Here is a 25420-nt window from a genome sequence, read left to right on the forward strand (position 1 = left end):
AGCCATTGTTTCATGTCTGTATGCGCCCGTATAGGGCAGTTAAGCATGAAGTTAATCTCTTTGATTAAGTTGATAATAGAGTCCGTGTAGAAAGTAATTAATGGACTTTAGAAACCAGTGGATCATTTTCATACTAACTTAATCGCAAGAGCTTGTTTGTTAGCACTTATAGTTCCTAGTGCTGTTTCTGCTCAGTGGCGTATCAATGCCAGTGGTAGTTCAGAAATTGATGCAATGAGATTTGATCTCCCAGAGCAAGCGCATGAATTTTTAAGGGACTATAGAATTAACGAGCTCGCAAGCACACACAGCTATGTGAGTGAAAAGCTATACCCGAGTGAAACGTATAGTGATGGAAGACTAATCTCATGGCTATGTATGCATCGTAGTGATGCTCCAGGTAGTTATGACCCTGACACTTGTTACTTTGGAGCTCTCTCTGGAACTACACTGACAAAATTCATAATTCCTGGGGAGATGACTGATTCTCCACTTCTCAATAGAGATCTTGGTAAACCAGAGACAGAACTGTGCGTTGGAAACCCTATCAACCTAGCTACTGGTAATAAATATCAGCAAGAAACCGATTATGTAAGCGCTGGTATGGAGCCTCTTGTATTCACACGACATTACAACAGCCAGTTAGCTTTGAGTGGTAAACAAAGCGATGTTGGTATTGGATGGAGCCACAACTATTCAAACAAAGTGATTTTTGACAAAGAAAGTCACGGAGAGAATATGGTTGTCTTGCATCGGCCAGATGGGAAAGAGTTAGCATTCTACCGGACAAATGCGGTTTGGATGCCAACATGGAAAAGTGATGATCGGTTATACAAAGATTCTGGTTGGAGATATCAGAGGGCTGATGGTGTTGTCGAACTATATGATAGTAATGGTCAGTTGATACGTATTGTTCATCCATCGGGAAATGAGCTGGATCTGAATTATACCAACGGTAAGTTAGACTCTGTTTCTGACAGTTTTGGCCGGACTTTAAGGTTTAGTTACGATCAAGGGAAGATCATAAAGATGATCGACCCTGCTGGACAAACCTTCTCTTACGATTATTCGAATGAATTGTTAGTTGCAGTGCATAAACCGGATGCCAATCAGCGACGTTACCACTATGAAGACAGTTTAAACCCAAGCCTTTTGACTGGCCTTACGGATGAAAAGGGAAGCAGATTTGCTACGTGGTCTCATGATCCTTCGGGTCGCGCTGTTCTGAGCGAACATAGCAGTGGTGTTGATAGGACAAGTGTTACATACAACCCTGATGGTTCAGTTACGGTAACGAATGCTCTAGGTCACGAACAACATTATCTGTTTAGTCGTTATAACGGAAAACTAAAGCCTGACAGTATACAGGGTGCTGCATGTACTGGCTTTGCTGGTGGTACGAAGTCGTTTGGCTACGATACCAACGGTGAGTTGAAGTCAATTATCAATGAAGAAGGCCAATCATTCTCTTACCAATATGACCAAAGAGGACTTGAAATTTCGAGGACAAGCTCGACTGGTGATACGATCACAACACAATGGCATTCAGAGTTCCCAAAACCAACCAAAATTACATCGTCATACTTGGTCCAAGAATTTACCTATGACGACCGCCAGCGGCTGTTAACGCTTAAATTGATTGACCGAACCAACTCAGATGTCAGGCAGTGGGCATTTGAATATTATCCAGACTCTCTTGGTGTTCCTGGACAACTGAAATCAGTGGATGGTCCACGGGTGGATGTTGATGATGTAACGCGCTTTGAATACGACGCTCAAGCCAACCTAAGCCGAGTTATCAACTCTCTTGGGCACGTAGTGTCATTTGACAATTACGATGCTCATGGAAGGGCTCAGAGCGTCACAGATGCCAATGGAGTAAGCTACTCGCTTAACTACAACACGTTAGGTCAAATGATTTCTTCTACTGGTCCAGATGGAACTACATTGTACTCTTACGATGAATCAGGACTCTTGGTATCTATCACCTTACCAACCAATAGCACTTTCACTTATGAGTACGATGCTGCTCAGCAGCTGATGGCCGTGATTGATGCAAATGGAAATCGACAAAGTATCAATCGAGATTCACTAGGAAATATTGAGCAAGTTGAGCTGAAAGATAACAGTGGCATTGCTCACTGGAAGCAACTGCATAGTTACACTTTGAATGGTTGGCTTTCATCAACAACAAATGGAACGGGAAATGTTTATACCTATTCCTATGACAAGACAGCCAACCTAACGGGCAAAGTTGACCCTTCTGGAAATGCTTATGCCTACCGCTATGATGGTTTTAGCAACCTGCTCCAATCAATTGACCCTGTTAACCGCGCCACTGCAATGCAGTATAACGATAATGCCTTAGTAACGAGAGTCACTGATCCAAGAGGGCGGAGAACTTACTATTCATACAACGGATATGGCGATGTTCTCTCAGTACAAAGCCCAGACACAGGCACGGCTCATTACACTTATGACAAGGCTGGAAACCTGATCGGTAAAACAGATGCCAACGGTCAGGTTTTCACTTATCACTACGACGCGCTTAATCGCCTTTCTTCAATCACTGTGGATGGTCAACCTAATGCTAGTGTGACATTCCGCTACGATGAGCCAGAAGCGCTGTATGGGGTAGGGCAGCTTACTTCCATTACAGACGCTTCTGGCGTATCAAAATACAGTTACACAGCCAGTGGTGAGATAGCCAGCCAAGAACTAATTGTGGATGGCCGCACCTTGTTAACCAATTACACCTATGATGGTGCAGGGCAGTTGGCGAGTATCGAGTACCCGAGTGGCCGCAAAGCGGTTTATCAGCGCAATGTAGCTGGAGAGGTCATTGGCATTACATTGAATAATGGTGTTAACAGCAGAACATTAGTCTCTGACTTGGTACGGAAACCTTTTGGGCCTGTAACTGATCTGACTCATGGAAATGGGCTTTGGGAAGAGCGCCAGTACGACATGAACTATCAATTGGAGTCTGTACAGGTTGCTGGTGCAATGCACCGCAGTTATCTCTATACGGCCAATAGCAATGTCGATTCAATTACAGACTTAATGGATAGTGGCTATAGCCAAACTTTCAATTACGACAAGCTGAGCCGCTTGATTGATGCTACTGGTGGTTACGGGACCCGAGAGTACACCTACAACTACAACGGCAACCGGACGGCTATCTACCGCGACGGCGTGAAAGATTCGTACAGCATTGTGTTCAATAGCAATCGTCTAACCAAAACAAGTATTGGCTCGATCACCTACAGCTATGATGCAAACGGAAACACGATTGGCCGAGGAACGGATGTCTTTGTCTATGATGCTTTCAATAGATTGACTGAGGCTACGGTCAATGGCGAAACATCAATCTATCACTATAACAGTGCTCATCAACGAGTGAGGAAGTCAGCTGGTGGCGTAGATGTGCTTTATGTTTACGGCCTCGATGGCGAGTTACTGGCCGAGGTGGATGCCGGAACCGGGCAAACCCAGCGAGAATATGTCTGGCTTGACGGCCAGCTGATGGCTTACCTGGTGAATGGCACCGTTTACCACGTTCACAATGATCACCTGGGCACACCGCAGGCCCTGACAGACGAACTGGGTGAAGTAGTATGGAAAGCGCAGTACACGCCATTTGGCCGAGCCAGTGTCACGACAGAGCTAGTCACCTTTAATCTTCGCTTCCCCGGCCAGTATTTTGATACCGAGACTGGGCTGCACTACAACTGGCATCGGTACTATGACCCGTCTCTGGGGCGTTACCTGCAATCAGACCGCCTTGGCTTGTTCGATGGAATGGATACCTATGGGTATGTGCGTGGAAATCCGCTGTCGAGCATAGACCCTACAGGTGAGTTCGCATGGGGAGTGGTGTTCGCCGGGATAGATTTGGCATATCAGCTTTATGATAACGGTGGGAAAATTGATTGCGTTAACTGGGGTGATGTTGGATTGGCAGCTCTTGGGGGTGGAATGTTCAATGCCGTGAAGGTAGCAAAAGTTCATCGCTTCAAAAGTGCTGTCACTACTAAAGGCAACCCCCATTCATGGGGAGCAACGAGAAGGTGGTACGCGAAAAACATAAACAAGGACATCCCGCCACGACAACATATTCATCATTGGCTTGTTGAAAGAAGACACTTTGAAGGTAATCAAAAATTAGAGCGTATATTTAATCAGCCTTGGAACCTTAATCCAAAACCATTCACAAACATCTATCACAATACAAAAATTCACAATAACGGAATTAAAGGTTGGTTTAATGGTGTTCCAATATGGGCAAGAGAAACCGTAGCAGGCTTAGGGTTAACAGCAGCAGGAGGGAATGGTTGTGGGTGCAGTGAAAAATAAAGGTATATTACTGAGTAAAAAAGAAAACTTTATGCTGCCTATCTATGAGGAAGCCCTAGAGAAGGCGTCCGCCTCGGCTAAAAAGATAGGAAATCGCTATGTTGGATCGTTACTTATCAAAGGAGATGGTAGCGTCTGGAGAATTGACTCAGTACAAGAGGTTAGCCCTCGTTTTATACAACGAGTTTGTTTGCAGTTATTGGGGAAGCCTAGAGACATCAAATGTTCTCTTCACCTAGTAGAAAATGATTTTGTGGACTGGGTAGAGATGATCGCTAATCTGGCTACTGAAAGCGGTTCGTACTCTGTGTGGGGTCAATTCTATGACAGCAAAGCCGAGTTGAAAAAAGCGGTGATGGGATGTAAGACGCTGGAAGATTTATTCGCTGTGTTCAGGCTTGAGGATGATAATGAATTTTCTAAAAAGTTAGTTTGATAATTTCTAAAGAAAGCCGCCAGCGGGTTAAGCCTGCTGGTGGCGTGGACAGTAAGAGGGGGTGGTTGTGGAACTTACATATCCAGTGCTACTGGTCAGTAAAAAGAAAAAATCAGTTCACGTAGAACTAACCGGAAGCCATTTGGGGAAATGTACTAATGCCGCTCTAAAAGGTGGGTACTTTAACCAAATGGAAATATACGACTCTAACGGAAGGCATTACAAAGTAGACGAGGTAGTTGGGGTCAAGCCTTTAAACGCTGTATGGCGATGGCCTTTAGAGGTGTTAATGTTTAACTCTAGGCTATTGAAAGCTGAGCTGAAAACAACATTGGTATCTCAGTTGGAACTGAAAGAGTTTAAAAGCGTAGTAGCAAAAGTGATCAATGAGCAAAAGGAAAGTTGGGAATCAGGGGTTGGGCGTGAAGCAATGTTGAACGATCTTGCGGCTGCAAATGGCATTGAAGAAGTAATCAGGATCTTTCGACCTGAAAACTGATATTTACTTAGTCTAAGCAACTCCGCCAGCGGGGTTAAGCCTGCTGGTGGCGTGGATGTGCTTTATGTTTACGGCCTCGATGGCGAGTTACTGGCCGAGGTGGATGCCGGAACCGGGCAAACCCAGCGAGAATATGTCTGGCTTGACGGCCAGCTGATGGCTTATCTGGTTGATGGCACCGTTTACCACGTCCATAACGATCATTTGGGTACGCCGCAAGCATTGACCGATGAAACGGGGGCCACGGTATGGAAAGCCAGTTACTCTCCGTTCGGCAAAGCGACTGTCACGACAGAACAAATCAAGTTCAACTTGCGTTTCCCCGGCCAGTATTTTGATGCAGAGACTGGGCTTCACTATAACTGGCATCGCAACTATGACCCGAATACAGGGATATATATCACCAGTGACCCAATAGGGCTGGCTGGTGGGATTAACACCTATGCCTATGCATTGAATAATCCTGCTATTTACACCGATCCTACTGGTTTATGGGTTCCGCAAATTATTGGGGCAATGGTTAACATAGGCTTTGAAGGATACAGACAATATCAAACTGGTTCGTTTGATGCGGGGCGACTTCTTGTGGCTGGTGCTACGGGGGCACTTGGAGGGTTTGGAAGCACTCTAAGGAGAGCTGTATTTTTTGGTGCATCATCAGGCGCTATTGGCAATATGTATATTCAGTTAACTGAAAAGTCTTCTGGTTGTGATCAAAGGTATCAAAAGAGCCTTGATTTATATCAGGTAGGAAGAAGTGCAATTCTTGGCTCGTTTGGTGGAGCAGTTGGTTTTGGCGGGGGAATATTAGGCAAAAATATTTTGAGACCACGAGACATAATCGGGGTGGATTTGAAAAAAAGGGTTAGTTTTAACTACGAATCGTATGGTTCGGCTATAGGTTCTGCTGGGGGAACAACAATTGGAAATCAATAATTGGCTTGACTTTGTTTTGTACACATTCATGACTTTAGGTGGGTTGCTTATAGCAATTCCATTAGGGATAAGATGCCTTTATGTAGGTCTTGTTGCACTATTTAAATACAAGATTGTGAAATTCAAAAAAGATAGCAATGTGTCAGTGTATGCAAACACATCTATAGAGCTAGTTCTTTTAGGTATTTTCTGTATTGGAGCTTCTATTTGGTTTCTGTTCTTCGATAAAGGTGGCCACCTCTTACATTACCTTCCGGAAGTGATGAGGTTCTTCGCTGGAACATAAGGCAGATTACGCTGGTGCTGGCTGTGGCTGATCGCCTTGGCTTGTTCGATGGAGTGGATACCTATGGGTATGTGCATGGAAATCCACTAATAAGGATCGATCCTACAGGTGAGTTTGCGTGGGGTTTGGTTGGAGGTGTGAATATGCCAATAGGTAACGGAGAGTAAATATGGCATACAAAACAGAGATTTCTATATATCTGATTCTGATCCCTTTAGTGGGAGTTATGACGGGACTCATATCCTACGGTGCGTATAGATTGATCGGGTATCCTGAATCAATATTTGTTCTTTTTATGATGATTGCTGTTTGGGGAGGGGTATGCCTAGCTTTAGGAGTTTGCAGCACGATTCGTTGCTTAAAGCAAAAAAAAGGAATTGAACGACACATGAGAGAGACGAAAGGAAATAGCCAAGAAAAGTGATGGTCTCAGCTAATCTTTCACGAATTCCAAAGTTAAATAGTTACCTGGTGGATGGCACCGTTTACCACGTCCATAACGATCATTTAGGTACGCCGCAAGCATTGACCGATGAGACCGGAGCCACGGTATGGAAAGCCAGTTACTCTCCGTTCGGCAAAGCGACTGTCACGACAGAACAAATCAAGTTCAACTTACGTTTCCCTGGGCAGTATTTTGACGCAGAGACTGGGCTTCACTACAACTGGCATCGCTACTATGACCCAGCACTTGGCCGTTACTTACAATCAGACCGCCTTGGCCTGTTCGATGGAGTGGATACCTATGGGTATGTGCATGGAAATCCGTTGAAGTTTATTGATCCTACAGGCGAGTTTGGATGGGTTGCTTTTGGGGCTTTCGTTGGCGGTTCGCTTAATGCGATTGCTCAATACCATTCAGGACAGACGTTTGACTTTGCATCTTTTGGGGCTGCTGTCGTTACAGGGGCTGCGGGAGGTGGTCTTGGTAATTTAACTAAGGGGTTGTCTTGGGGGAAAAATATCGTTGCCAATTCATTGGGTAGTGGGGTAATTGGAGGTGGTGTGACAGCTGCTAAGAACAAAGTTACAGGCAGCTGTGATGATATTTGGCTTAACTCAGGGCGCAGTATGATATTAGGTGGATTAGGAGCAGGGGTTGGTAACTCATTTGCTGGGCTAGGAAAAATAATTCCAAAGATGCAGGCTAACCGATGGTGGGATAAAGCGTCATTAGAAAAACGGTTAAAGAGTTCGTCGAATGCGTTTCACCGTTAAGATGCACCTCCAACGCTAACGGTATTTTTTGTCACCACTGGTAATATCGGAAGCAACATCATTGCTAATATCCCATAAGTGAGAATTGAAGATGAAGATGAAAGGATTTAGTGCATTCATGATAACAGTATTTCTCCCCTTTTTAGTTGGTGGGGCCATTATTGGTGCTGCATTTGGGGGAGTAGGATATTACATCACAAATTGGTTTGGTTTATTTGAAAGACAAATTCAGCACGAGATGGTTTTTTGGTTATTTTTAGGTATGGGGGTGTTTGCTGGGACAGTAGGAGCGGTACAGTCGCTAATTGCATTCATTAGACATCCCGGTGTTCACGGTGACACATAGCAAACATTCATGCTTGTAACACGCCGCCAGCGGGTTAAGCCTGCTGGTGGCGTGGGCAATAAGGGAGAGGTTGTGGATGTCAGTAATATCAAACGTCATAAGGTCGTTAAAAAAAGCCGTTTACTCAGATTGTGAGTGGTTGAGGTGTTATGAGGTAGAGGCATTAACTGCCTTCTACCTACACATTACGGAAGAGGATAAAGGTAAACTAATTCAGCAATTTAAACGTCTGGATATGATGGAGCGTTCCAAGAGTGGGAAGTTGCTACAGATATTTGATGGGCTGGATACAGTTAGAAAAAAATGGCTTAAAGAAATAAAAATATGCCCTGACGAACCTGTAACTGGATATAAATTTGCTCTTAAAAGAAATGGCAAGGAATATGCGATATTTAATATTTTCCTTGGTAGGGGAGGTATAGGTGAGATTCAGTTTGAGAAGATGCCTAGTAAATTCCAAAGTAAAGTAGCAAAGGTAGGCGATATAAAAGCTCTCTTATTCAAAGAAAAAGAATTGCCCCGTGAAACAACTTATGTCTTTAAAGGTGTAGTCACAGATGATGAGGAGCAAAAGTTAGAAGAGGATTTGCATAGAGGTTGAAGTTGCTCATCTAAACATGCGTTGAAGTGATTGAACTCACTGGGATTGACTGACCTCTATGAACCTTTTTCACTACCACCAGCGGATTAAGCCAGCTGGTGGCGTGGGTGTGCTCTATGTTTATGGCCTCGATGGCGAGTTACTTGCCGAGGTGGATGCCGGAACTGGGAAAACCAGCGCAAATATGAATATCAAGGAGATAAAATGGCTAGTCAGTATCAATACAATCCATTTTTAATAGGGAAAGATACATTTACCTCCAGCAAAGTAGAGCTTTGTGAAGATGAGGTAAGACAATCGAAGCCACACTATCAGTTAATTTGTTTCGGTAGTTCTTCTCGGTATCCTCTATGGATAGAACTAGGGACCAACCAACTAGTTGGTGGTAATTATCATTGTTTCTATAATGATGATGAACTAAAAGCGTTATACACGTTATTTCAGCAAGATGCGCAACGACAAGGTTATTCTGACCAGAAGCAAAACTGTTGGGCTAAAACACCTAATCCTTTTCCTATCGAGTTTCTTGAGGGGATGCCACAAAGTCTATGGGCTTACTTTTACGAAAGTGGCCGTAGACAAGCCGCTTGTGAAAAAAGTGTTCAGGAATTACTACCCATGTTCGAAAAGTGATAAGTGCTTGACTGAATGTAATATTTAGCTTGAAAATCAGTCGAGTAAATAATGCCACTTTGAACAATGTAACAGGAACAAGAATGATGAAGAAAATTGGACTACTGCTAGCGACGTTAACTGCATTTTCAGCTCAAGCGGATGTTTTCCCTAAAACAGAAGTTGATGCGTATCTAATGGCGATGCACTCTATGGCCCCAGTTAACGCGAAATACACCATTCAATACAAGGCCGCAGTGGAAAGTAGCTGTAAGACAAAGCTTAGTATTGAACAATTAAGCTCACGCGACTTTGCCAATGTTGTACAAGCGCTTGTTAGTAGTGAAACCGTTGACCGCTTAGGGCTTGATGCTAGTGGTGGTTCCCTCACTGACACGCTTCAACTGGTAGGGGCTAATATTAATTGTTCCGACCTAAGTGCCCCGTATAAAGCGGTATTGAGTGATGTTGAGTTCAACAAGAAGCATCAGCATTTGTCGAAGGTACTGCACACTTGGGATCAAGTTGTTACTGAAAGTCAGTTGAACTAATTGTGCTATATTGCTGGGGGATGTGTTTGAGACTTTGGACAATTAGTTAAAGTTTGTGCAAAATTACATCACTGACCTGGCTGATGGCGTTTCTGCTTCGAACCTCAGCTTATTACTTATCGTGCCCCAGCAATAAAACCTCTTTGATTTCCCCCTTTAAATCGACATAATGAGCATATGTAGTCAATATAATGGTGATATGTATGTCTGGAGTCGTTTTCCATCAAGTAAAAGAAGGTGAGTTCCGCCGTCTCGCGGAGACTCGAACAATGACCAAACTAATTGCGCAGGAATCTAAACTGCATCCTAATAAGTTTCATTTGGTTGGGATTGATAGTGGTAAAGGAATCGCGTATGCAATTAGACATGGAAGAACCAGTGACTTGAGAGTGTGGAGGCTTGATATCCTGGTAAATCAGGTTAGAGACATGGGGTTTGAGAATATAGAAGTACAACTCATAAACAAAACCCACGCATGAAGCATGGGCTGATAGTCTTAACATGCCGAAAGGCACTTATTTTTCAAGAATATAATCACGAAAGTCGTGGTTCTCAATTTCCAACTTCCCACGCTCTGGGCTGTAAATTAGCTCAAGCGACTTCAATCGTGTGACTGCATTTTTCACCGACCATTTTGTAACGTCTGTTTCTGGGTCGCCAGTGAAAGCTTTCACTTTGTCTAGTCCTGTTTTGGTATAAAGACCTTTTGACTCATTGGCAGCAACAAGCTTTAGGATCGCCACTTCGATAGGTTTCAGTTGTTCGTATGTTTTTGAAAAGTGGTCCTCTGACTCGATACGATCAACGTCATAACGATGGACACCAATATCTAGGTCATGAACCATGTTCAGGGCCATATTCTTTAACATTTCAACAAACCGAGCGGGAGCGCGATTTTGTTTGATTAAGATTTCTAGGGCTTTGTGTTTGTCGAGTTCGACACCACCAGTGACATTTTTGAATGCGGCCAACTCGAATTCAACGAAATCCATATCCAGCTCTTCAAATATCTGGGTTTGGCTGGAGTTGTAGAATGGAGCCTTGTTGTCTTTGAATAAGCGACTTAACCCCTCTCTACTTGAACCTGTGAAGATGCATTTGACGTTGTTATCCTCTCTGTTCACTACAAAACTGCGTAGAGCTGCCGTAAACGAGTCAAATTCTTTGCGAGTAGCCAAATGTTGAACTTCGTCAAGCAACAGTAAAACAGGCATATCCAGCTCGTTTAAGCGTTGAAATACAGCGAACAAGTCAGCTCTCAGTTCTCCCTGAGAACGCTCTACTTCAACTTTGCCACCAGCTGCACTAAAACCTAACTTTTTGAAGTTGAGAGCTTTGCCAAGCTTATGTAGAAATCCTTCATTCCTTTCACAAGCATCAATGACGGATTTAATGAAGATGCCTTCTGGGTCGTCTTTTTGCATCCAAAAATCTACATAGATAGGTAAGACACCAAGTTCACGAGCCATAGGAATGATATCTTTTTGAATGAATTGAGTTTTTCCTCGCTTGCGTGGAGCGAAGATTGAAACTCGTTGAAGAAGACCTTTGTCCATCCCGTTAAGGATAAACGTAGCAAGCTGTGTACGAGGATAATGCCAGATATCCATTGTCGTGCTCCTTTGGTAAATTGTGTTATCAATGATACCACAAAATAGAATTGTGGTAGATTATTTAACACAACCAACCACAAATAGGATTGCCATCCTAAAGCAGATCACTCTTTTACTAAGTAGCTCTTTGTCATGTCCCTCAATTTGCCCAAAAAAGGGCAAGTTCTCATCTCTTAAAAAAATGTCATGTCGGTACACTAAGAGCATGATGCTCTGGAGATTGATCTTATGGATATGATAAACGGCTGGCTATATGAAGTTCAGAGAGCCCTTGATAGTTCTTTAGGTGATATACCCTTTGATTGGCGCTGGATTGCTGCTGTGATTGGGTTCTTTTTAATATGGAGGCTGTTCTCTTTTGGCTTTGCCATCGTTAAGTTTGTCATCGTTGCGGCAATAGCTGCTGCCATTTATGCTGCTGTTGTTGGCGATTCGTCAGGACTTGCTGGTGGTAGTTTCTTTGGATTTTAGTACAGTTTGGTAGCTAAATATGAGCATTCTGATATCGGATGGAAGTGAAACGCTCGATGCAGCAACCGCAATTTCTGAGTTGCCAGATTCGTACACGGGTCATTGTTCTGTCGTAACAATCAATGAAGAAATAGTTGCCACTGTACCTAACCCTCAAATTGCATTTTCTATTGCGTGTTACGCGATTGGAACAGAAGGGGGTTATGGAAGTGTTTATGTTCGTCCGGCCAAAGACGGTGAAATTCTCACCCATACAGATTTTGACAGTTGGGCGTACTAGCTGGACTTTCACATGTGAAAGTCTGCATAAAGAACTCGCATTTAAAAGGTGTTGATATGCCAATTATTACAACAAAGGCTATTAAAGCAGAAAGTAACTCAGAGGATAGTCGTATCATTGCAGGTGAAAAACAAGAGCGAGATGTGGCTTTTTATTTACGTCGAGCGTTTAAAGATAGCGAAGAAATTCACGTATTTAACGATTTTACCTTCACGTATAATGGTGAAAAAGCACAGATAGATCACTTAGTATTGCATAAATACGGTTTCCTAATACTTGAATCAAAAAGTATCTATGGGGAAGTCAAAGTTAACGAGAGTGGTGAGTGGTCCAGAAGTTATAAAGGTTATTGGTCAGGTATTCCTTCTCCGATCAAACAAGCTGAGTTGCAACAGCAATTATTGAAGAAAGCTCTTGTTGATAACGCTCCTAAGTTCCTGGGGAAAATGTTAGGTGTCCAGCAAAATGTTGGTGGCCGACGGTGGGACTCGTTATGCGTTGTTTCTAACTCGTGTATTTTGCACAGAGATAATATACCTGCTGACATTAACGAAAGAATCATTAAAAGCGAAGCTGTAGCTGATGCCGTTAGGAGAATAGGTGAAAAAGGAAAGCTTAAAGCGTTTTTAGCAACAGAACCTTTTTTTACTAAAGAAGAGTTGCATAGCATAACTGAATATTTATTGGATGAACTTTGTTCTAACAGGTCAGTCGATAACTCTGGCTCATTACATAAAGAACAGGAAAACGAAATGCTTGTTCGTAATGAGGTTGATTCAAAAAAAATCCGCTGTAAAAAGTGTGGTGAGGCTGAGCAGCTTACAGCATGTCATGGGAAGTTTGGTTACTTCGTAAAGTGTCTTTGTTGTGACACTAACACTTCAATGCGAACTCCTTGTGCTCATTGTGGAAGCAAGAGAGCTAAGGTAACAAAGAAAAAGTTAGAGTACTGGTTAAAATGTGAATGTTCAGAATCGTATTTGGTGTTTGTGCAAAAAGAGCGCGTGGAGTCTGAGCAAAATACCGTTTCTTAGACTTTCACATGTGAAAGTGGAGGGGAGGGGTTGCGTTTTCAAAAAGCATGATAAAGTAAGTATGAATATTAACTAAATGAGGTCCTTACGGCGATGCCGGAAGGGATCTTAAATACCGGAGATAAGACTATGATGATTCTAACCACTCTTTCTGAAAAACTAGATGACCAAACGAGCCGAGTATTCTGGCGTGTGGGCACTAAACGCAGTGGAATTCTTGATGTAAAAATCGACTTTTCCCATGAAGATTCTGATTTGATTTCAGAATTATCAGCCATTCAATACCTACTCTTTGAAGAAAAAGTAATGGGTCGAGAGCCGGGTTCTGGTTCTGGCTACAAACTCGTTGTGTCAAAGGGAGCAATCAAAAAGCTTGCCCGTGGTAAATCTACGAAAAAACATGCACAAAAGTTTGCAGCATTTCTTCAAAACCGAATGGCTGGAGTGCAAATAGAGGTATCACAAAGTCGTGAGTTCATGGCCGACCCAAAATCATGTGTAACAGTGCTCTTAGATGCAAATCGCCAGGAATATGCAAATACGCATGATGCCGTTGAAACACCAGCAATGGGGACCGTTTATGTTACCGCTCACGCTGTTGAACAGTATAAAGAGCGATTGAGCACTGGAGATCCCAAAAAGCCCTGGGCGAGTTTAGTCAATCGACTTAAACATCCTGAGTTGAGAATTCGAAATTTGCCTGCAAATGTTTTGGCCCATAAAGCGAAAAAATACGGTACTGCCGACAATGTAGAAGCTTGGGGGCATCCAACTTCCAAATTCACATACCTTATTGTTAACGATAATGGGCGTCGCACCTTAGTAACTGTTTTTGAGCGCGAACAATAACCTTGGAAGGAATAAAATTGGATAGTGCAACTAACTACATAAAGGATGGTCACGCACGGATTATGGGTAACAGAAAAATCGCTGTATTAATTGATTCAGAAAACACTCCACACTCAAAGCTAAACCTGATTATTGAAGAGCTTTCTAGTTTTGGGCAGATCATCGTTAAACGTGCATATGGCGATTTTTCTGCTGAACAACTAAAAAACTGGAAGCAGCCTTTGAATGAGTTAGCGATTCAAGCTAAGCAGCAATTTGCCTATACATCTGGAAAAAACTCGACAGACTCTTTAATGATTATTGATGCAATGGATCTCTTGTACAGCCAAAGGTTTGATGCTTTTGCTTTGATATCCAGTGATAGTGACTTTACAAGTCTTGCTACGAGATTAAGAGAGTCGGAGATACACGTCATCGGTGTAGGAAAAGCGATGACTCCGACTTCGTTTAAAAACGCTTGTGATGACTTTGTAGCGATAGAGAACTTAAACGCTGATGTTGATCTTGGGGAGGCACAACCAAGCTCTAATCAAGACTCAGAACGCGAATTATGGCGATTAATGCATCAAGCTTGGCAGAACTATCGAGATGAATCGGGCTGGGCAAAACTAGGTGAAATAGGCAAGTACTTAAAGAGACTGAAGCCAGATTTTGACCCTCGAAACTACGGGTTGAAGAAGTTATCTGACTTTTTTGATAAATATCCAACGCGCTATAGAACCCGTAACACTAAACGCACTGGTATGGAGTTTCAGCTGATAACAAAGGCAAGCAAACAAAAATGATGTGCTGCCTTCGCTGACGACATACTGCAATCGGGTAACTCAAAAATGCCCCATTCTAAGCTAGAGCTGTTCTGTACCTCATTTCTAAGCGAGGTTATTTGACCTATTTTTTCTTATGTCACAAAGTGCCTATGGATTTGGTGGCAATTCAATGTACTCGCCATCTGTAGGAGTGAATTTTATAGGTAGGGTTGGCATGTTTGAAGTGACTAAGAGTAACCCTTTAGTTATTAGTTTCATCTTGTGCTGATATTGCACTGCGATCTAACCATTTAAGGTATTGAATAAACTTTGTATATAAAGAATAAAAATGGCGTTACCCAACACAACGAGTTCAAAATTAGAAAGGGGCCTGATGGTGTCCACTTATTTAGCCGCCAAAATGGGCTTAACATACTTCTAGATGATGAAATCCCACCTGAGTCCGATTGGACTCTTAGTCCTAGGCAGGTTTCTATCGCACTTACTAATAACTGTGACTTGAGGTGTGCGCATTGTTATGCGCCAAAGCATCGTTCAACTCTGGATAAAAGTAGAGTAAAAGATTGGTTGCTTGAAATGGATAGTATGGGTGTGTTTGGTATCGGCTTTGGTGGAGGTGAGCCAACATTGCATGAAGACTTGGTTGAACTTTGCCAGTTTGGACAAGAAGAAACCAAGCTAGCAATTAGCTTTACGACGCATGGTCATAGTTTAACTCCTGAACTAATATCTCAGCTAAAAAGTCATGTGAACTTTATTAGAGTAAGTATGGATGGAACTTATAGTAATTATGAGTCTATAAGGAAGAGACCATTTAAGCAGCTGTTAAGCAATTTAGAATTATTTAAAGGGCGTCTCCCATTTGGGATAAATTACGTAGTTAACAGCAAAACTATTGACGACCTACCAAATGCCTTGGAACTGTGCAAGGAGCTAGGTGCTGATGAGTTTCTGATTTTACCAGAGGTACCTGTGGGGTTTGGTAAAAAAATCGATGATGTAACACTAAGTAAATTAAAAGAAATTGTCGACAGTCGAAGAAAAACCACAAAAAGTATGAGGGTATCTATAAGCTCTGATTACAAAAATCAATTTGTCACTGCTATCGGTCTTCAGAAAGAGAGCGACCTGCAAGGCTTTGCGCATATAGATGCGTCAGGTGTTTTAAAACTGAGTTCGTTCGACAAGAATGGAGTTCCTATAGGTGGTGGTTCTCTAACTAATGCTTATCGTCAGTTAACAAATACTATAAGGGTTGAATTAGAATGAAAATTTGGCAGGGCTACGGTGCGGAGCACTCTTTAAATCTAGTAATCGTTGGTGAGTTCAAGGATGTAGAAAAGGCTGAAAATTTTGAGCAATTAGTATCAACGATTAGTTCTTTTCTATGCAGTGATGAATCGAATTTTGACGTGGATGCAGATAGATATGGTGATGAAGTGCTTGAGTTCCTTCGCAAGCAAAATCTGTTTTGTTTTTCTCCCCAACAATTAGCGCAATTTATGTATGACCAACGCCTCGAAAGAAAAGGTTCAAAGATAACCATATCTTCAGATGACGACCTGAATGTATTCATATCTTTACTGATTCATGAAGGAGCGAAGGTCGAATGCTTTTCAGCACACGATTATCCTGATTTAGTTAAAAAAGAGGATTAACTAGTGCTTGATTGGGCTAAGTTTGAACATGTAGCTGGAGAGCATCCTAACGCGCATGCATTTAGTTTTGAAAGCTTATGTAGAGGAATAGTCATTCGACAATTTCGAAATCATGGGCCAATAAAAGAGTTAAAAAATCAACCAGGAGTGGAGTTCCATCTTGAGCTTGATTGTGATGACCCAAGATTGGGAACAAAAGGGTTAAAGGTTGGATGGCAATGCAAATGGTTCCAATATAAGAGTGACGGTGGCTTAACTACCGGGGCAAAGAGCCAGATTAAACACTCGCTGGATACAACGAAAAAATACTTACCAGATTTAAATGTATGGATTCTTTGGACACACAAAACCTTAGCGAAGGCTGACCAAACTTGGTTCTATGATTTACAAACAAAATATGGCTTTACATTACATCTTTGGAATGAAAACGACTTAGAGTCTTATCTCTCAGGCCCAGCAACAGAGTTAAGGGCTAGTTATTTTGGAGAGCTGGCTTTAACACCAGATATGTTAAATGAACAGCATACGAATTCAGTGGCTCCGATTAGAAATCGTTGGATTCATGAAGTTCATCAATCTACGGGCGTAGAGAGAGATATAAGAAGAGTGCTCGGTGAACCTAGCGCATGGTCTGATATATATGCTGCGAAAGTTAAACTAGACGGTTATTTGTCAACTATTTCTGAGTTATCGAGGCATAAGGATTATGTAGATCTTTCGTCTGGTCTAGAAGAATTTATAGCCTTTTGTAAACAGGTTATATTTAGCTGTAAGGTCTTTGAGTCTACAGTGTCAGGCAGAGAAATAGGTAGAATTGCGAACTTTGCTCAATCTTCAGAGCAGACAAAAAACATAAGTCAGTTACTAAGGTTAACAAGAAGGCAGAACCTACCGCTTTCTCTTTATTTGACCAATGCGAATGCAGTTATCAAAGATATCAAAAAGCTGTTGTCAGAAGCTGTAGAACTGTTTTCTCATCAACTAGTAGCTGTTATTGGTAAAGCTGGCAGAGGTAAAACACAATTAGCTGCTGAAGTTACAAGCCAAAATGATGACAGGCTAGCTGGAATACTTCTTCATGGAAAAAAACTTCGTAAGGGGGGAACGCTTGATTCTCTGGTTCAAAATATGTCCTTTGCCTCTAACGAAGTTAGATCGTTTGAATTGTTGCTTTCAGCTATAGATTCGGCGGGAGAAAGAAATCGTTGTCGAGTTCCAATAGTTATTGATGGATTAAATGAGGCTGAAGACCCAAGAGAATGGAAGAACTTATTGGCAAGCATAGAGACTGTATTACCTCGATATCCAAATGTAGTTCTCGTCTGTACATTGCGAGATGGTTATCAGTCTCGGAAACATGTCGGTGCTGTCAGAGCTAATAGTTCATCAAGAGAAGGGTTTGCACAGCAAGCGCTCCCCAATGATTGCTTTGAGTTACTGTTAAAAGGGTTTAGTGACGAAGTAACTGTCCAAGCTATAGGTGCATACTTTAGATATTATAAGATTAGTGCTAATCCAATAGCGGCTCCGCAAAGTTTCTTCAGTCATCCTTTAAACTTGAAAATCTTTTGTGAAGTTATGAATCGCCCAAGGAAGACTTGTGTGGTGGTTCAAAGTTTTCCGTCATCCATATACTCATTGTTTAAAGAGCAAGTCACACATATCGGACAAACTATCTCTGAAATGACTAACCTGTCTATCAGATACACAATTACTGAGGTAGAAAACGCAGTCTACTACTTAGGCGAAGCTCTGTGGGAAGCAAACGGTAGAGGTGTTTTAGAAACAGACTTTTTGCGGAAGTATAATCCACAGTCGACAGATTGGGACAGTAATATTGTCAACTTGCTATCTCAAGAAGGTTTGATATTCAGAGATCTGGTTCGTCGTGGAGAATATCGCTTAAGCCCAGCGTATGATCGACTAGGTGGATACATTATAGCTTTCTATTTAATGGAGCACTATTGTCTAAATCGAGACGTATCGCTATTTAGTTCACAAGGTTTTTTAGCGAAAATTTTCGAAGATGTGACTTTACAGCATGAGCTGTCAGAGGACATCCTACATGCACTTGTCGCTATTGCACCGCAGTATAATCTGCCACACATTTGGCAAATAGTTCCTTCAACATACAAAAACGAAGTTTTAAGTTTGTCGCATTTGATTGAACCTAATTTCATTTGTGATGAAACAGTATGCGAATTGAAAAACTTAATACTTAATGAAGGGTTGAAACAAAAATATATTGAATCTTTAGGAGACGTACGATTCGCAATATCTCACCCTCTAAACGCAAAGTTTCTAAGTGATATATTGTTAGACATGTCTATGGTGGACAGAGATCTTTCATGGGGAGAGTACTTTCGAAGAAACCATGATGAATTGATAAAAGGCATTCGATTTAGGGCTGAATGTTGGAAAAATAGAGAGTTTTCAGATCCAGAAATAGAAAAACTAAGGCTAATTACAACAATTTGGTTCCTTAACTCAGTCGTAACTGAGCTAAGAGATGTTTCAACTGAGGCTTTAGTCTACTATGGAGTGCATAACACTAAGAGTTTCCTAGAAATAGTCAAACCTATTCTAGTGGCTGATGATGAATATATATTAGAGCGGATAATTGCAGCATGTTACTCAATAGTCAGTATTTCTTTGGATAAATCTGAAAACTTAGGTGAGATAGAGGCGTTCAGCAAACACATAGTAGCTGTTTTTTTCAGCCATGATTCGAAGTACGCTACAACCAACATATTGGTTAGAGAATATGCCTCATGTCTAGTGAAGCGTGCGAGTTTGGAATCTCAAATTAATATTAGTGAATCAGAAGTTAAAGCAGCTACTGAACCTTTTGAACAAATGCCCAGAAGTGAATGGAATGAAGAAATAACTGATGGTATGAGCGGGCATTTATCTCCTCTTAAAATGGATTTTGAGAACTATACTATTGGTCGTTTGGTTAAAGATCGTAGCAATTACGACTATGAACATGAGGCTTATGCGAAAATTCGTAATCAGATACTATGGAAAGTATATGATTTGGGGTGGAGCGAGGACAAATTTGGCAACTTAGACAATCAAATTTCTTCGAGCGGTTATCACCGGAGACACGAAACAAAAAAAGTAGAGCGCTATGGCAAAAAGTACTCTTGGATAGCGTACTACCAAATGGCAGGAAAACTACTCGATTCGGAACAGTTGGAGTTCTGGGGGGGAAGGTTTATAGAAGGAATTGACCCTTTCTTTCCTAGTAAAAGGTTAAAAATCTACCCTCTTAGTGAAAAAATGTACTTAGGCGATGAAGGGTTAACTACAGAAGAATGGATTAACTATTCGGAAGATCCGAATCTGGTTCATCTCAGCGATTGTGCAAGTTCTGAAAATGAAAATTTGATTTTGGTTGATGCATTTATAGTCGAGGAATCTGAGGAATTAAATCGTCATTTCTATGCTTCTGTAAACTCCTTTTTAGTTTTCGATGAGTCGTTGAAAGACTTTGATTTTGATAGCGAGGAATCTAGCAAATTGGAGTTCCCCGAAATCGCCAAATTATCTGATGTTTATTTGGGAGAGCTTTATAGCTCGTGGAGTAAAAGCCTTGAACCCCAAGTTATCAAGGAAGAAGATGGTGAAGAAGAAATAGAAGTTGAATCAAACGTGTTCTTTGATGGAAGTGCTTTTGTAAGAACATCTGGAACACATACAATGACTGTTCCTAAATATAAGGAGCATTCGCTTAAAGATTTTATCATCGAATATAGTTCGGAACATTCAAGTGGTAGTTTTTCTATGCCGATGCTAGCTGCTAGTTTTGTTAAAGAGCATGCGCTTAAGTTTGACTGTGAGCGGCTTTGTTACTTCAAAGACGGACAACAAATCTCAAAGTATATAGTTGAAGATCTAGACGGATACTCTAACTCTCGGAAAAGATTCTACTTGGATAAAGAATTCTTAACTGCTGCACTGAAATCTAGTGGCTTAAGAATAATAACTCGGATTAAGGGTGAAAGAAGAGTTTCTGACGTCGGGTATAGTGGGGATTTTGCGTACAAAGATTTTGAAAGTATAGACTTTCTGAGAGCTAATTATTGATTGGAAAGGGAATGCGTAACACATTCCCTCTGTTATTTTTAGTGGATGAACAAAAATGGGCACTAAGATCGAGGTTTTGCCGTACCTCAGGTAATCCGTTAAATTCTAATTTAGCAAAGTCACTGACACGTTTCTGTCCAAAACCTTCACCGGATGAATTTTTACCCGTGGCATTTTCCAACTCAAAAATGCCCCTTTTCGAGTTAGCAAATTGCATATTTTGCAAATTGGTTTTGCCCCATTCCTTCTTAGACCTTGTATCTACTTCAAATTGCAGGCTTCCGTTTAAGGTTACTTTACCTAATGGCGGACATCAGTAATCTATTGGGTTCCTTTTCTCTGTGGCTTTTTAAGCGGATAACTTTTTTCAATGGTGCCGCGTACTTTGAACGTTAACATAGAGGCTCAGGGCGCTATTTTACCCCCTTAAAATAGGCAAAATGAGGGTTTTTAAGATCTTGATTTTTAGTGTTTTTATTTTGTTGATGTGATGTGGCTTTGATGGTAGTGTTGCGTCCAGTTCATCATAGGAGTCAACATGGAAACCTACCGTCACACATATCGACACCACAGTTTTTCACATCAAGATCTAAGTGATATTACTTTCACTGCTTGCACCTTTATCCGATGCGATTTTCGACGTGCTAACTTGCGTGATGCGACATTTATTAACTGCAAGTTCATTGAACAGGGTGATATCGAAGGTTGCCATTTTGATGTCGCAGACCTTCGCGATGCAAGTTTCCAACAATGCCAGCTTGCGATGGCAAACTTTAGTAACGCCAATTGCTACGGTATTGAGTTACGTGAGTGTGATTTAAAAGGGGCCAACTTTTCCCGAGCAAACTTTGCCAATCAAGTGAGTAATCGTATGTACTTTTGCTCAGCCTTTATTACTGGATGTAACCTGTCTTATGCCAATATGGAGCGGGTCTGTTTAGAAAAATGTGAGCTGTTTGAAAATCGCTGGATAGGGACTCACCTCGCGGGCGCATCACTGAAAGAGTCAGACTTAAGTCGAGGTGTTTTTTCTGAAGATGTCTGGGGACAGTTTAGCCTACAGGGTGCTAATTTATGTCACGCCGAACTCGACGGTTTAGATCCTCGAAAAGTCGATACATCAGGTATCAAAATTGCCAGCTGGCAACAAGAACAGCTTCTCGAAGCGTTGGGTATTGTTGTTTTTCCTGACTAGATGCTTACGAATACCTGCTGATAAACTATACACAACATTAATACATTTTCTAATTCAAATCACCAGAGCTAGATCAATACTTCTAGCTCATTCTTGTCCAAAAGTTTGCTAGAGATTGAACAAACTTTGTCATTTCCACAGTGCTTCTGGTAACAATGCACCTTAAAAATGATCAAACTTTAACTTTTGCATCCTGTCGCTGATATTGAACTAGCAAGGGAGTATTACGTCAGGTCTAGACGCCCAGTAATTTCAGAGAGCCCAGTAGCTATTGAGGATTTGGCTGACAATAATCCAATCCAGAACCAAGAAACTAAAGAAGACTTGCTAACCGAAAAAAACAAGCGCAAGGTAATATTGGATTGAGACAGGATGCACATTGTTCTGTCGATACAGTTCACCTAAACATTGATGATTTTTCTCGCGGCCCTTTGAGGCCGTTTTTTTATCTGTAATTGTTATGTTAGTACCACGATATGACATTGCAGTATCATAAAGTGAGTGTTAGAATCTTTCACATGTGAAAGTGGCGATGTTTCGTCACTAGGAATCTCATTTGCAATCGGAGAGCGAGGTAAACATGGCAAAAGCTATCGCCTATGCCAATCAGAAGGGAGGCGTGGGTAAAAGTACTATCTGTATCCAGCAAGCCTTCGATTTGGCAGAAAAAAAGAAAAAAGTCCTGGTACTGGATTTCGATGGTCAGGGTAATACATCTTCACGTTTGGCTCCTCGTGTGGAGTTGGAAGATGGCAGCTACGAGCCAGTATATAGCGGTACTAAAGTAGCTGAATTGTTCCTTGATAACTGCTCAAGCATTCAAGTAACGGAGTGTCCATGTGGTGTTGATTTGATTTACACGCCCAAAAACGATCCGGATTTGTTTGAGATGGAGGCAGTGCCATTGGAACAAGCAATGAACCCAGCTCGACACTTAAAAGAACTAATCAAAGACTATGATTACGTGTTGATTGATTGCCCACCGAGTCTTGGCCGTAAGCTGGTTGCTGCACTGATGATTGCGACGCATGTTGTATGTCCTGTAAAACTATCTGGCTTTGCGGTTGATGGTGTAGAGGGCTTGCTGACGACCATTATCGGTGTTCAGCAACAGCACAATCAAAACTTAGAAATCCTGGGCATTGTCATCAATGATATGGATCGTTCAGTGAACCACAACAAATCGTTTACTGAGCTGAAAAAAGCTATCCCAGAGTTGATCTTTAGTAACATTATTCAACACCGTCCACCGCTTGATTCTGCAACTACAGATGGAGTTCCAGTATGGTCTCTTCGCTATGGTCATGTAGCAGCAAAAGAAGTGCGAGCGGTGCTGGACGAGATTGTAGAGAAGGTAGGTTAAGATGAAACTAAATAACCTAAAAAACCTCAACCAGTTAGCTCAAGCCGCCCAAAAAAAGCAGCCAGATGGTAAGGTAATTCTGACGGTTCCTGTTGATGAAGTTATTTCAAAAGAACAGGTTCGTAAACGGTTCCGTAATATCGAGGAACTGGGTGATTCAATTTTGGAAGAAGGCCAGCAATCCGCGATTGTGGTCTACCCGAAAAATGAAGACGGCAAATATGTCATTCAAAAAGGCGAACGTCGCTGGAGAGCATGTAAAGCCAAAGATATTCCAACAATTGACATCGTTGTTAACGAAAAAGAACAAACGGACTTGGACGAAACAGCGGGAGAATTGATAGAGAATATTCAGCGCGATGATTTGGCTGCACTTGAAATTGCTAATGCTTTACAAGTATTCATTGATAATGGGTGGCAGCAAAAAGACGTTGCAAAACGTATCGGTAAGAACACAATTTTTGTTTCAACGCACCTTTCATTATTAAAAATGCCTGACTGCGTTCGAGAATTATACGATAATGACATTACAGCTGATACGGAAACACTCAATAACTTACGTTTGCTATTCGAACTGAATGAAGAGCGATGCCGGGCTGTCTGTGCCGTTGCTATGAGTGATGGCATGACACGTAAGCAAAGTCGTGAGTTGTTGAATGATGCAAAACGTATCAAGAATGGTGATGAACCAACTTCAAATGAAGATGGTGCAGTAACCAATAACTCTGAGCAGGATAATAATTCGAATTCTGACTCAGAATTGGGTGAAGAGAAGGGTGGCAACTTTACACAAAGTGATGTGGAAAGTTCTGATGATACAACGGGCGATAATGTTGTTCATCAAGCTACGGGAGAGGAATTTACTTCTGATGATGCTTCATCTCAAGGCGATACAAACGCGCCGGGTGATAAGCAGGTTGATGAAAGTGATGATGCAACCGATGATGCCGAAGAAGAAGGCATTGAACCTCCTCTTGCAAAAGGTAAAGACTGGAAAGGGGCTGACCCACGTAAGTTAGTCATCACCGTGAATATTATCGGTGAGAGTGAAAATAAGCGTGGTGTACTGATGACAGATCGTATTGCTACTGAACCAAATGTGGTTTGGGTTAAGACTCTTGTTGGTGAGAAAAAGGAAGTAAAGCCAATAAAAGTAGCGGTGACTGACATCGAGCTCGTAAGCGTTGAGTAAGGTAAGTATGGAATGAAGTTATCTCAGGATATGAGTCGCAAGTTTGAACTGGTAAATGCGCTGTCTAAGTTAGATAAGCCCAGCTTGCACGATCTCCATTCAGAGACCAAGATTCCTGAGTCCACTATTAAACGCCAACTGGCGATGCTTCGTGATGAGTTTGATATGAAAATTATATTCATCCGTGAATCGAGGGGAGAGCGAGGAGCTACAGGCTACTATATGATAACGGACTGGGGTATTTTGGACCGTGAGAAGTTCATCTTGCGGCACGGAAAGCTCTGATTGTAATATCCAACCTCAAATTAGCCCTGGCATTGCGCCGGGGCTTTTTTATGCCTGTAGACTTTTAAAATTTTATAAGCATTATAAAGTGATGCTGTAATATTGAGGAGGTAGCTCCTTTAGTTTTTTGGAGGTCTCAAATGAAAGTTCTTCATCTCCCTGTGAAAGCTCTGTATTTCAGACAAATGCAAACCGGGGAAAAGAAGTATGAATATCGTCTTCAAACGGATTACTGGCGGAAACGTCTGGAGGGTCGCGAGTATGATGAGGTGCATATCAAGCTTGGCTATCCAAAATCTGGGGATACCGAGAAGATTTTAGTTCGACCGTGGAAAGGTTTTGAGGAGATGGTTATTACTCACCCTCATTTTGGTGATGCTCCCGTTAGCGTGTTCGCAATCAAGGTCAATGAGTAATAGGAGATGTACTGATAATGGATTCAGAATTGAAGCAAGAAAGCAAATTTTACCGGGACTTTGAAGATAAGTTGCTACACGTTATAGCAAAAGCCCATGTGATAAACCTGAGCTGTATGAGCAAAGGTGAAGCAATGCGACTGGTTGCTCATTTAGAAAACCTAAACCCTGAAAAATATCCAGAATTTTATGGGGTTAGCAAGTCGCTAATAAACGTTACGAGTTCAAATCTGATTGTTACATTGAACAACACTATTCAAAAAATGAGTTCAAGTCTGTCTGCGCGATTGGCTTTGATCAATCCTGAAAATACCCGCTAGTTTGTACAGAAAAGGGCAATTACTCCCATTGGTATATAGCGTAGGTA

At 41.7% G+C, this 25420-nt stretch carries 27 protein-coding genes; 26 read left to right on the top strand and 1 reads right to left on the bottom strand.

The genetic code is table 11. The features are described 5' to 3' along the window. The first annotated feature begins 156 nt into the window (after positions 1 to 156). The 12 genes from R7P69_RS16525 to R7P69_RS16580 all read left to right on the top strand — a co-directional run bounded on the left by R7P69_RS16525 (position 157) and on the right by R7P69_RS16580 (position 10320). Positions 157 to 4356, top strand: coding sequence for an RHS repeat-associated core domain-containing protein (locus R7P69_RS16525; RefSeq protein ID WP_014386644.1), 4200 nt, complete (start codon positions 157 to 159; stop codon positions 4354 to 4356). Next, positions 4337 to 4792 carry a hypothetical protein gene (locus R7P69_RS16530; protein WP_133305458.1) on the top strand — a complete coding sequence of 152 codons (456 nt, stop codon included), beginning with the start codon at positions 4337 to 4339 and terminating at the stop codon, positions 4790 to 4792. Before R7P69_RS16525 ends, R7P69_RS16530 begins: the two co-directional genes overlap by 20 nt. 67 nt (positions 4793 to 4859) lie before the next feature. Then, positions 4860 to 5291 (top strand): hypothetical protein, encoded by a 432-nt coding sequence (locus R7P69_RS16535; protein WP_101905908.1) that lies wholly within the window; start codon positions 4860 to 4862, stop codon positions 5289 to 5291. A 57-nt stretch (positions 5292 to 5348) separates the two neighbouring features. Continuing rightward, the gene (locus R7P69_RS16540) at positions 5349 to 6227 is read left to right on the top strand and encodes an RHS repeat-associated core domain-containing protein (protein WP_243641898.1); all 879 of its coding nucleotides are present in this window, start codon (positions 5349 to 5351) and stop codon (positions 6225 to 6227) included. Between the two features lie 309 nt (positions 6228 to 6536). After that, the gene (locus R7P69_RS16545) at positions 6537 to 6680 is read left to right on the top strand and encodes a hypothetical protein (protein WP_206949614.1); all 144 of its coding nucleotides are present in this window, start codon (positions 6537 to 6539) and stop codon (positions 6678 to 6680) included. 2 nt (positions 6681 to 6682) lie between these two features. Beyond that, positions 6683 to 6937 carry a hypothetical protein gene (locus R7P69_RS16550; RefSeq protein ID WP_101905909.1) on the top strand — a complete coding sequence of 85 codons (255 nt, stop codon included), beginning with the start codon at positions 6683 to 6685 and terminating at the stop codon, positions 6935 to 6937. Continuing rightward, complete coding sequence (locus R7P69_RS16555) at positions 6937 to 7731, top strand: RHS repeat-associated core domain-containing protein (protein ID WP_032073003.1); 795 nt, start codon at positions 6937 to 6939, stop codon at positions 7729 to 7731. The genes R7P69_RS16550 and R7P69_RS16555 overlap by 1 nt, the downstream gene beginning before the upstream one ends. Before the next feature lie 97 nt (positions 7732 to 7828). After that, the gene (locus R7P69_RS16560) at positions 7829 to 8077 is read left to right on the top strand and encodes a hypothetical protein (protein ID WP_014386650.1); all 249 of its coding nucleotides are present in this window, start codon (positions 7829 to 7831) and stop codon (positions 8075 to 8077) included. A gap of 76 nt (positions 8078 to 8153) precedes the next feature. Further along, entirely contained in the window at positions 8154 to 8678 is a 525-nt protein-coding gene (locus R7P69_RS16565; RefSeq protein ID WP_101905910.1) for a hypothetical protein, read from the top strand. Positions 8679 to 8882: 204 nt separating this feature from the next. Continuing rightward, positions 8883 to 9311 (top strand): hypothetical protein, encoded by a 429-nt coding sequence (locus R7P69_RS16570; RefSeq protein WP_014386653.1) that lies wholly within the window; start codon positions 8883 to 8885, stop codon positions 9309 to 9311. 83 nt (positions 9312 to 9394) lie between these two features. Then, complete coding sequence (locus R7P69_RS16575; RefSeq protein ID WP_014386654.1) at positions 9395 to 9841, top strand: hypothetical protein; 447 nt, start codon at positions 9395 to 9397, stop codon at positions 9839 to 9841. Between the two features lie 203 nt (positions 9842 to 10044). Then, a complete protein-coding gene (locus R7P69_RS16580; protein ID WP_014386655.1) occupies positions 10045 to 10320 on the top strand; it encodes a hypothetical protein in 276 nt (91 codons plus the stop codon). A gap of 36 nt (positions 10321 to 10356) precedes the next feature. On the opposite strand, the gene R7P69_RS16585 is transcribed toward R7P69_RS16580, so the two are convergent. After that, the gene (locus R7P69_RS16585; RefSeq protein WP_014386656.1) at positions 10357 to 11451 is read right to left on the bottom strand and encodes a hypothetical protein; all 1095 of its coding nucleotides are present in this window, start codon (positions 11449 to 11451) and stop codon (positions 10357 to 10359) included. Positions 11452 to 11682: 231 nt separating this feature from the next. Here R7P69_RS16585 and R7P69_RS16590 point away from each other — a divergent pair, with 231 nt between their 5' ends. The 14 genes from R7P69_RS16590 to R7P69_RS16655 all read left to right on the top strand — a co-directional run bounded on the left by R7P69_RS16590 (position 11683) and on the right by R7P69_RS16655 (position 25373). After that, a complete protein-coding gene (locus R7P69_RS16590) occupies positions 11683 to 11925 on the top strand; it encodes a hypothetical protein (RefSeq protein ID WP_014386657.1) in 243 nt (80 codons plus the stop codon). Between the two features lie 19 nt (positions 11926 to 11944). Beyond that, the gene (locus R7P69_RS16595; protein ID WP_014386658.1) at positions 11945 to 12205 is read left to right on the top strand and encodes a hypothetical protein; all 261 of its coding nucleotides are present in this window, start codon (positions 11945 to 11947) and stop codon (positions 12203 to 12205) included. A 56-nt stretch (positions 12206 to 12261) separates the two neighbouring features. Then, positions 12262 to 13239 carry a nuclease-related domain-containing protein gene (locus tag R7P69_RS16600; RefSeq protein ID WP_032073006.1) on the top strand — a complete coding sequence of 326 codons (978 nt, stop codon included), beginning with the start codon at positions 12262 to 12264 and terminating at the stop codon, positions 13237 to 13239. Positions 13240 to 13368: 129 nt separating this feature from the next. After that, on the top strand, positions 13369 to 14088 hold the full coding sequence (locus R7P69_RS16605; protein ID WP_032073007.1) for a hypothetical protein: 720 nt from the start codon (positions 13369 to 13371) through the stop codon (positions 14086 to 14088). Between the two features lie 62 nt (positions 14089 to 14150). Beyond that, complete coding sequence (locus R7P69_RS16610) at positions 14151 to 14873, top strand: NYN domain-containing protein (RefSeq protein WP_041154780.1); 723 nt, start codon at positions 14151 to 14153, stop codon at positions 14871 to 14873. Between the two features lie 291 nt (positions 14874 to 15164). Beyond that, a complete protein-coding gene (locus tag R7P69_RS16615; protein ID WP_101905913.1) occupies positions 15165 to 16124 on the top strand; it encodes a radical SAM protein in 960 nt (319 codons plus the stop codon). Next, entirely contained in the window at positions 16121 to 16513 is a 393-nt protein-coding gene (locus tag R7P69_RS16620; RefSeq protein ID WP_101905914.1) for a DUF6375 family protein, read from the top strand. Before R7P69_RS16615 ends, R7P69_RS16620 begins: the two co-directional genes overlap by 4 nt. A 3-nt stretch (positions 16514 to 16516) precedes the next feature. Further along, positions 16517 to 20602: a hypothetical protein gene (locus R7P69_RS16625; RefSeq protein ID WP_101905915.1), complete on the top strand. Its 4086-nt coding sequence runs from the start codon at positions 16517 to 16519 to the stop codon at positions 20600 to 20602. 538 nt (positions 20603 to 21140) lie between these two features. Beyond that, positions 21141 to 21797, top strand: a complete 657-nt coding sequence (locus R7P69_RS16630) for a quinolone resistance pentapeptide repeat protein QnrS2 (protein WP_012537714.1) — start codon at positions 21141 to 21143, stop codon at positions 21795 to 21797. A 580-nt stretch (positions 21798 to 22377) separates the two neighbouring features. Next, positions 22378 to 23160 carry a ParA family protein gene (locus R7P69_RS16635; protein WP_041154764.1) on the top strand — a complete coding sequence of 261 codons (783 nt, stop codon included), beginning with the start codon at positions 22378 to 22380 and terminating at the stop codon, positions 23158 to 23160. A 1-nt stretch (position 23161) separates the two neighbouring features. Next, positions 23162 to 24352 (top strand): ParB/RepB/Spo0J family partition protein, encoded by a 1191-nt coding sequence (locus R7P69_RS16640; protein WP_014386680.1) that lies wholly within the window; start codon positions 23162 to 23164, stop codon positions 24350 to 24352. Between the two features lie 12 nt (positions 24353 to 24364). Then, complete coding sequence (locus R7P69_RS16645) at positions 24365 to 24637, top strand: helix-turn-helix domain-containing protein (RefSeq protein ID WP_014386681.1); 273 nt, start codon at positions 24365 to 24367, stop codon at positions 24635 to 24637. 140 nt (positions 24638 to 24777) lie between these two features. Continuing rightward, positions 24778 to 25053, top strand: a complete 276-nt coding sequence (locus R7P69_RS16650; RefSeq protein ID WP_014386682.1) for a hypothetical protein — start codon at positions 24778 to 24780, stop codon at positions 25051 to 25053. Between the two features lie 17 nt (positions 25054 to 25070). Further along, entirely contained in the window at positions 25071 to 25373 is a 303-nt protein-coding gene (locus R7P69_RS16655) for a hypothetical protein (RefSeq protein WP_014386683.1), read from the top strand. Positions 25374 to 25420: the final 47 nt, after the last annotated feature.

Source organism: Vibrio sp. 661 (genome assembly GCF_033339315.1).
Classification (GTDB): Bacteria; Pseudomonadota; Gammaproteobacteria; order Enterobacterales; family Vibrionaceae; genus Vibrio; species Vibrio alginolyticus.

Bases quoted from the DNA above. Each gene is read 5' to 3' on its own strand.
- R7P69_RS16550 (WP_101905909.1), top strand. From the start codon at position 6,683: ATGGCATACAAAACAGAGATTTCTATATATCTGATTCTGATCCCTTTA.
- R7P69_RS16555 (WP_032073003.1), top strand. From the start codon at position 6,937: ATGGTCTCAGCTAATCTTTCACGAATTCCAAAGTTAAATAGTTACCTG.
- R7P69_RS16560 (WP_014386650.1), top strand. From the start codon at position 7,829: ATGAAAGGATTTAGTGCATTCATGATAACAGTATTTCTCCCCTTTTTA.
- R7P69_RS16565 (WP_101905910.1), top strand. From the start codon at position 8,154: ATGTCAGTAATATCAAACGTCATAAGGTCGTTAAAAAAAGCCGTTTAC.
- R7P69_RS16570 (WP_014386653.1), top strand. From the start codon at position 8,883: ATGGCTAGTCAGTATCAATACAATCCATTTTTAATAGGGAAAGATACA.
- R7P69_RS16575 (WP_014386654.1), top strand. From the start codon at position 9,395: ATGATGAAGAAAATTGGACTACTGCTAGCGACGTTAACTGCATTTTCA.
- R7P69_RS16580 (WP_014386655.1), top strand. From the start codon at position 10,045: ATGTCTGGAGTCGTTTTCCATCAAGTAAAAGAAGGTGAGTTCCGCCGT.
- R7P69_RS16585 (WP_014386656.1), bottom strand. From the start codon at position 11,451: ATGGATATCTGGCATTATCCTCGTACACAGCTTGCTACGTTTATCCTT.
- R7P69_RS16590 (WP_014386657.1), top strand. From the start codon at position 11,683: ATGGATATGATAAACGGCTGGCTATATGAAGTTCAGAGAGCCCTTGAT.
- R7P69_RS16595 (WP_014386658.1), top strand. From the start codon at position 11,945: ATGAGCATTCTGATATCGGATGGAAGTGAAACGCTCGATGCAGCAACC.
- R7P69_RS16600 (WP_032073006.1), top strand. From the start codon at position 12,262: ATGCCAATTATTACAACAAAGGCTATTAAAGCAGAAAGTAACTCAGAG.
- R7P69_RS16605 (WP_032073007.1), top strand. From the start codon at position 13,369: ATGATGATTCTAACCACTCTTTCTGAAAAACTAGATGACCAAACGAGC.
- R7P69_RS16610 (WP_041154780.1), top strand. From the start codon at position 14,151: ATGGGTAACAGAAAAATCGCTGTATTAATTGATTCAGAAAACACTCCA.
- R7P69_RS16620 (WP_101905914.1), top strand. From the start codon at position 16,121: ATGAAAATTTGGCAGGGCTACGGTGCGGAGCACTCTTTAAATCTAGTA.
- R7P69_RS16630 (WP_012537714.1), top strand. From the start codon at position 21,141: ATGGAAACCTACCGTCACACATATCGACACCACAGTTTTTCACATCAA.
- R7P69_RS16635 (WP_041154764.1), top strand. From the start codon at position 22,378: ATGGCAAAAGCTATCGCCTATGCCAATCAGAAGGGAGGCGTGGGTAAA.
- R7P69_RS16640 (WP_014386680.1), top strand. From the start codon at position 23,162: ATGAAACTAAATAACCTAAAAAACCTCAACCAGTTAGCTCAAGCCGCC.
- R7P69_RS16645 (WP_014386681.1), top strand. From the start codon at position 24,365: ATGAAGTTATCTCAGGATATGAGTCGCAAGTTTGAACTGGTAAATGCG.
- R7P69_RS16650 (WP_014386682.1), top strand. From the start codon at position 24,778: ATGAAAGTTCTTCATCTCCCTGTGAAAGCTCTGTATTTCAGACAAATG.
- R7P69_RS16655 (WP_014386683.1), top strand. From the start codon at position 25,071: ATGGATTCAGAATTGAAGCAAGAAAGCAAATTTTACCGGGACTTTGAA.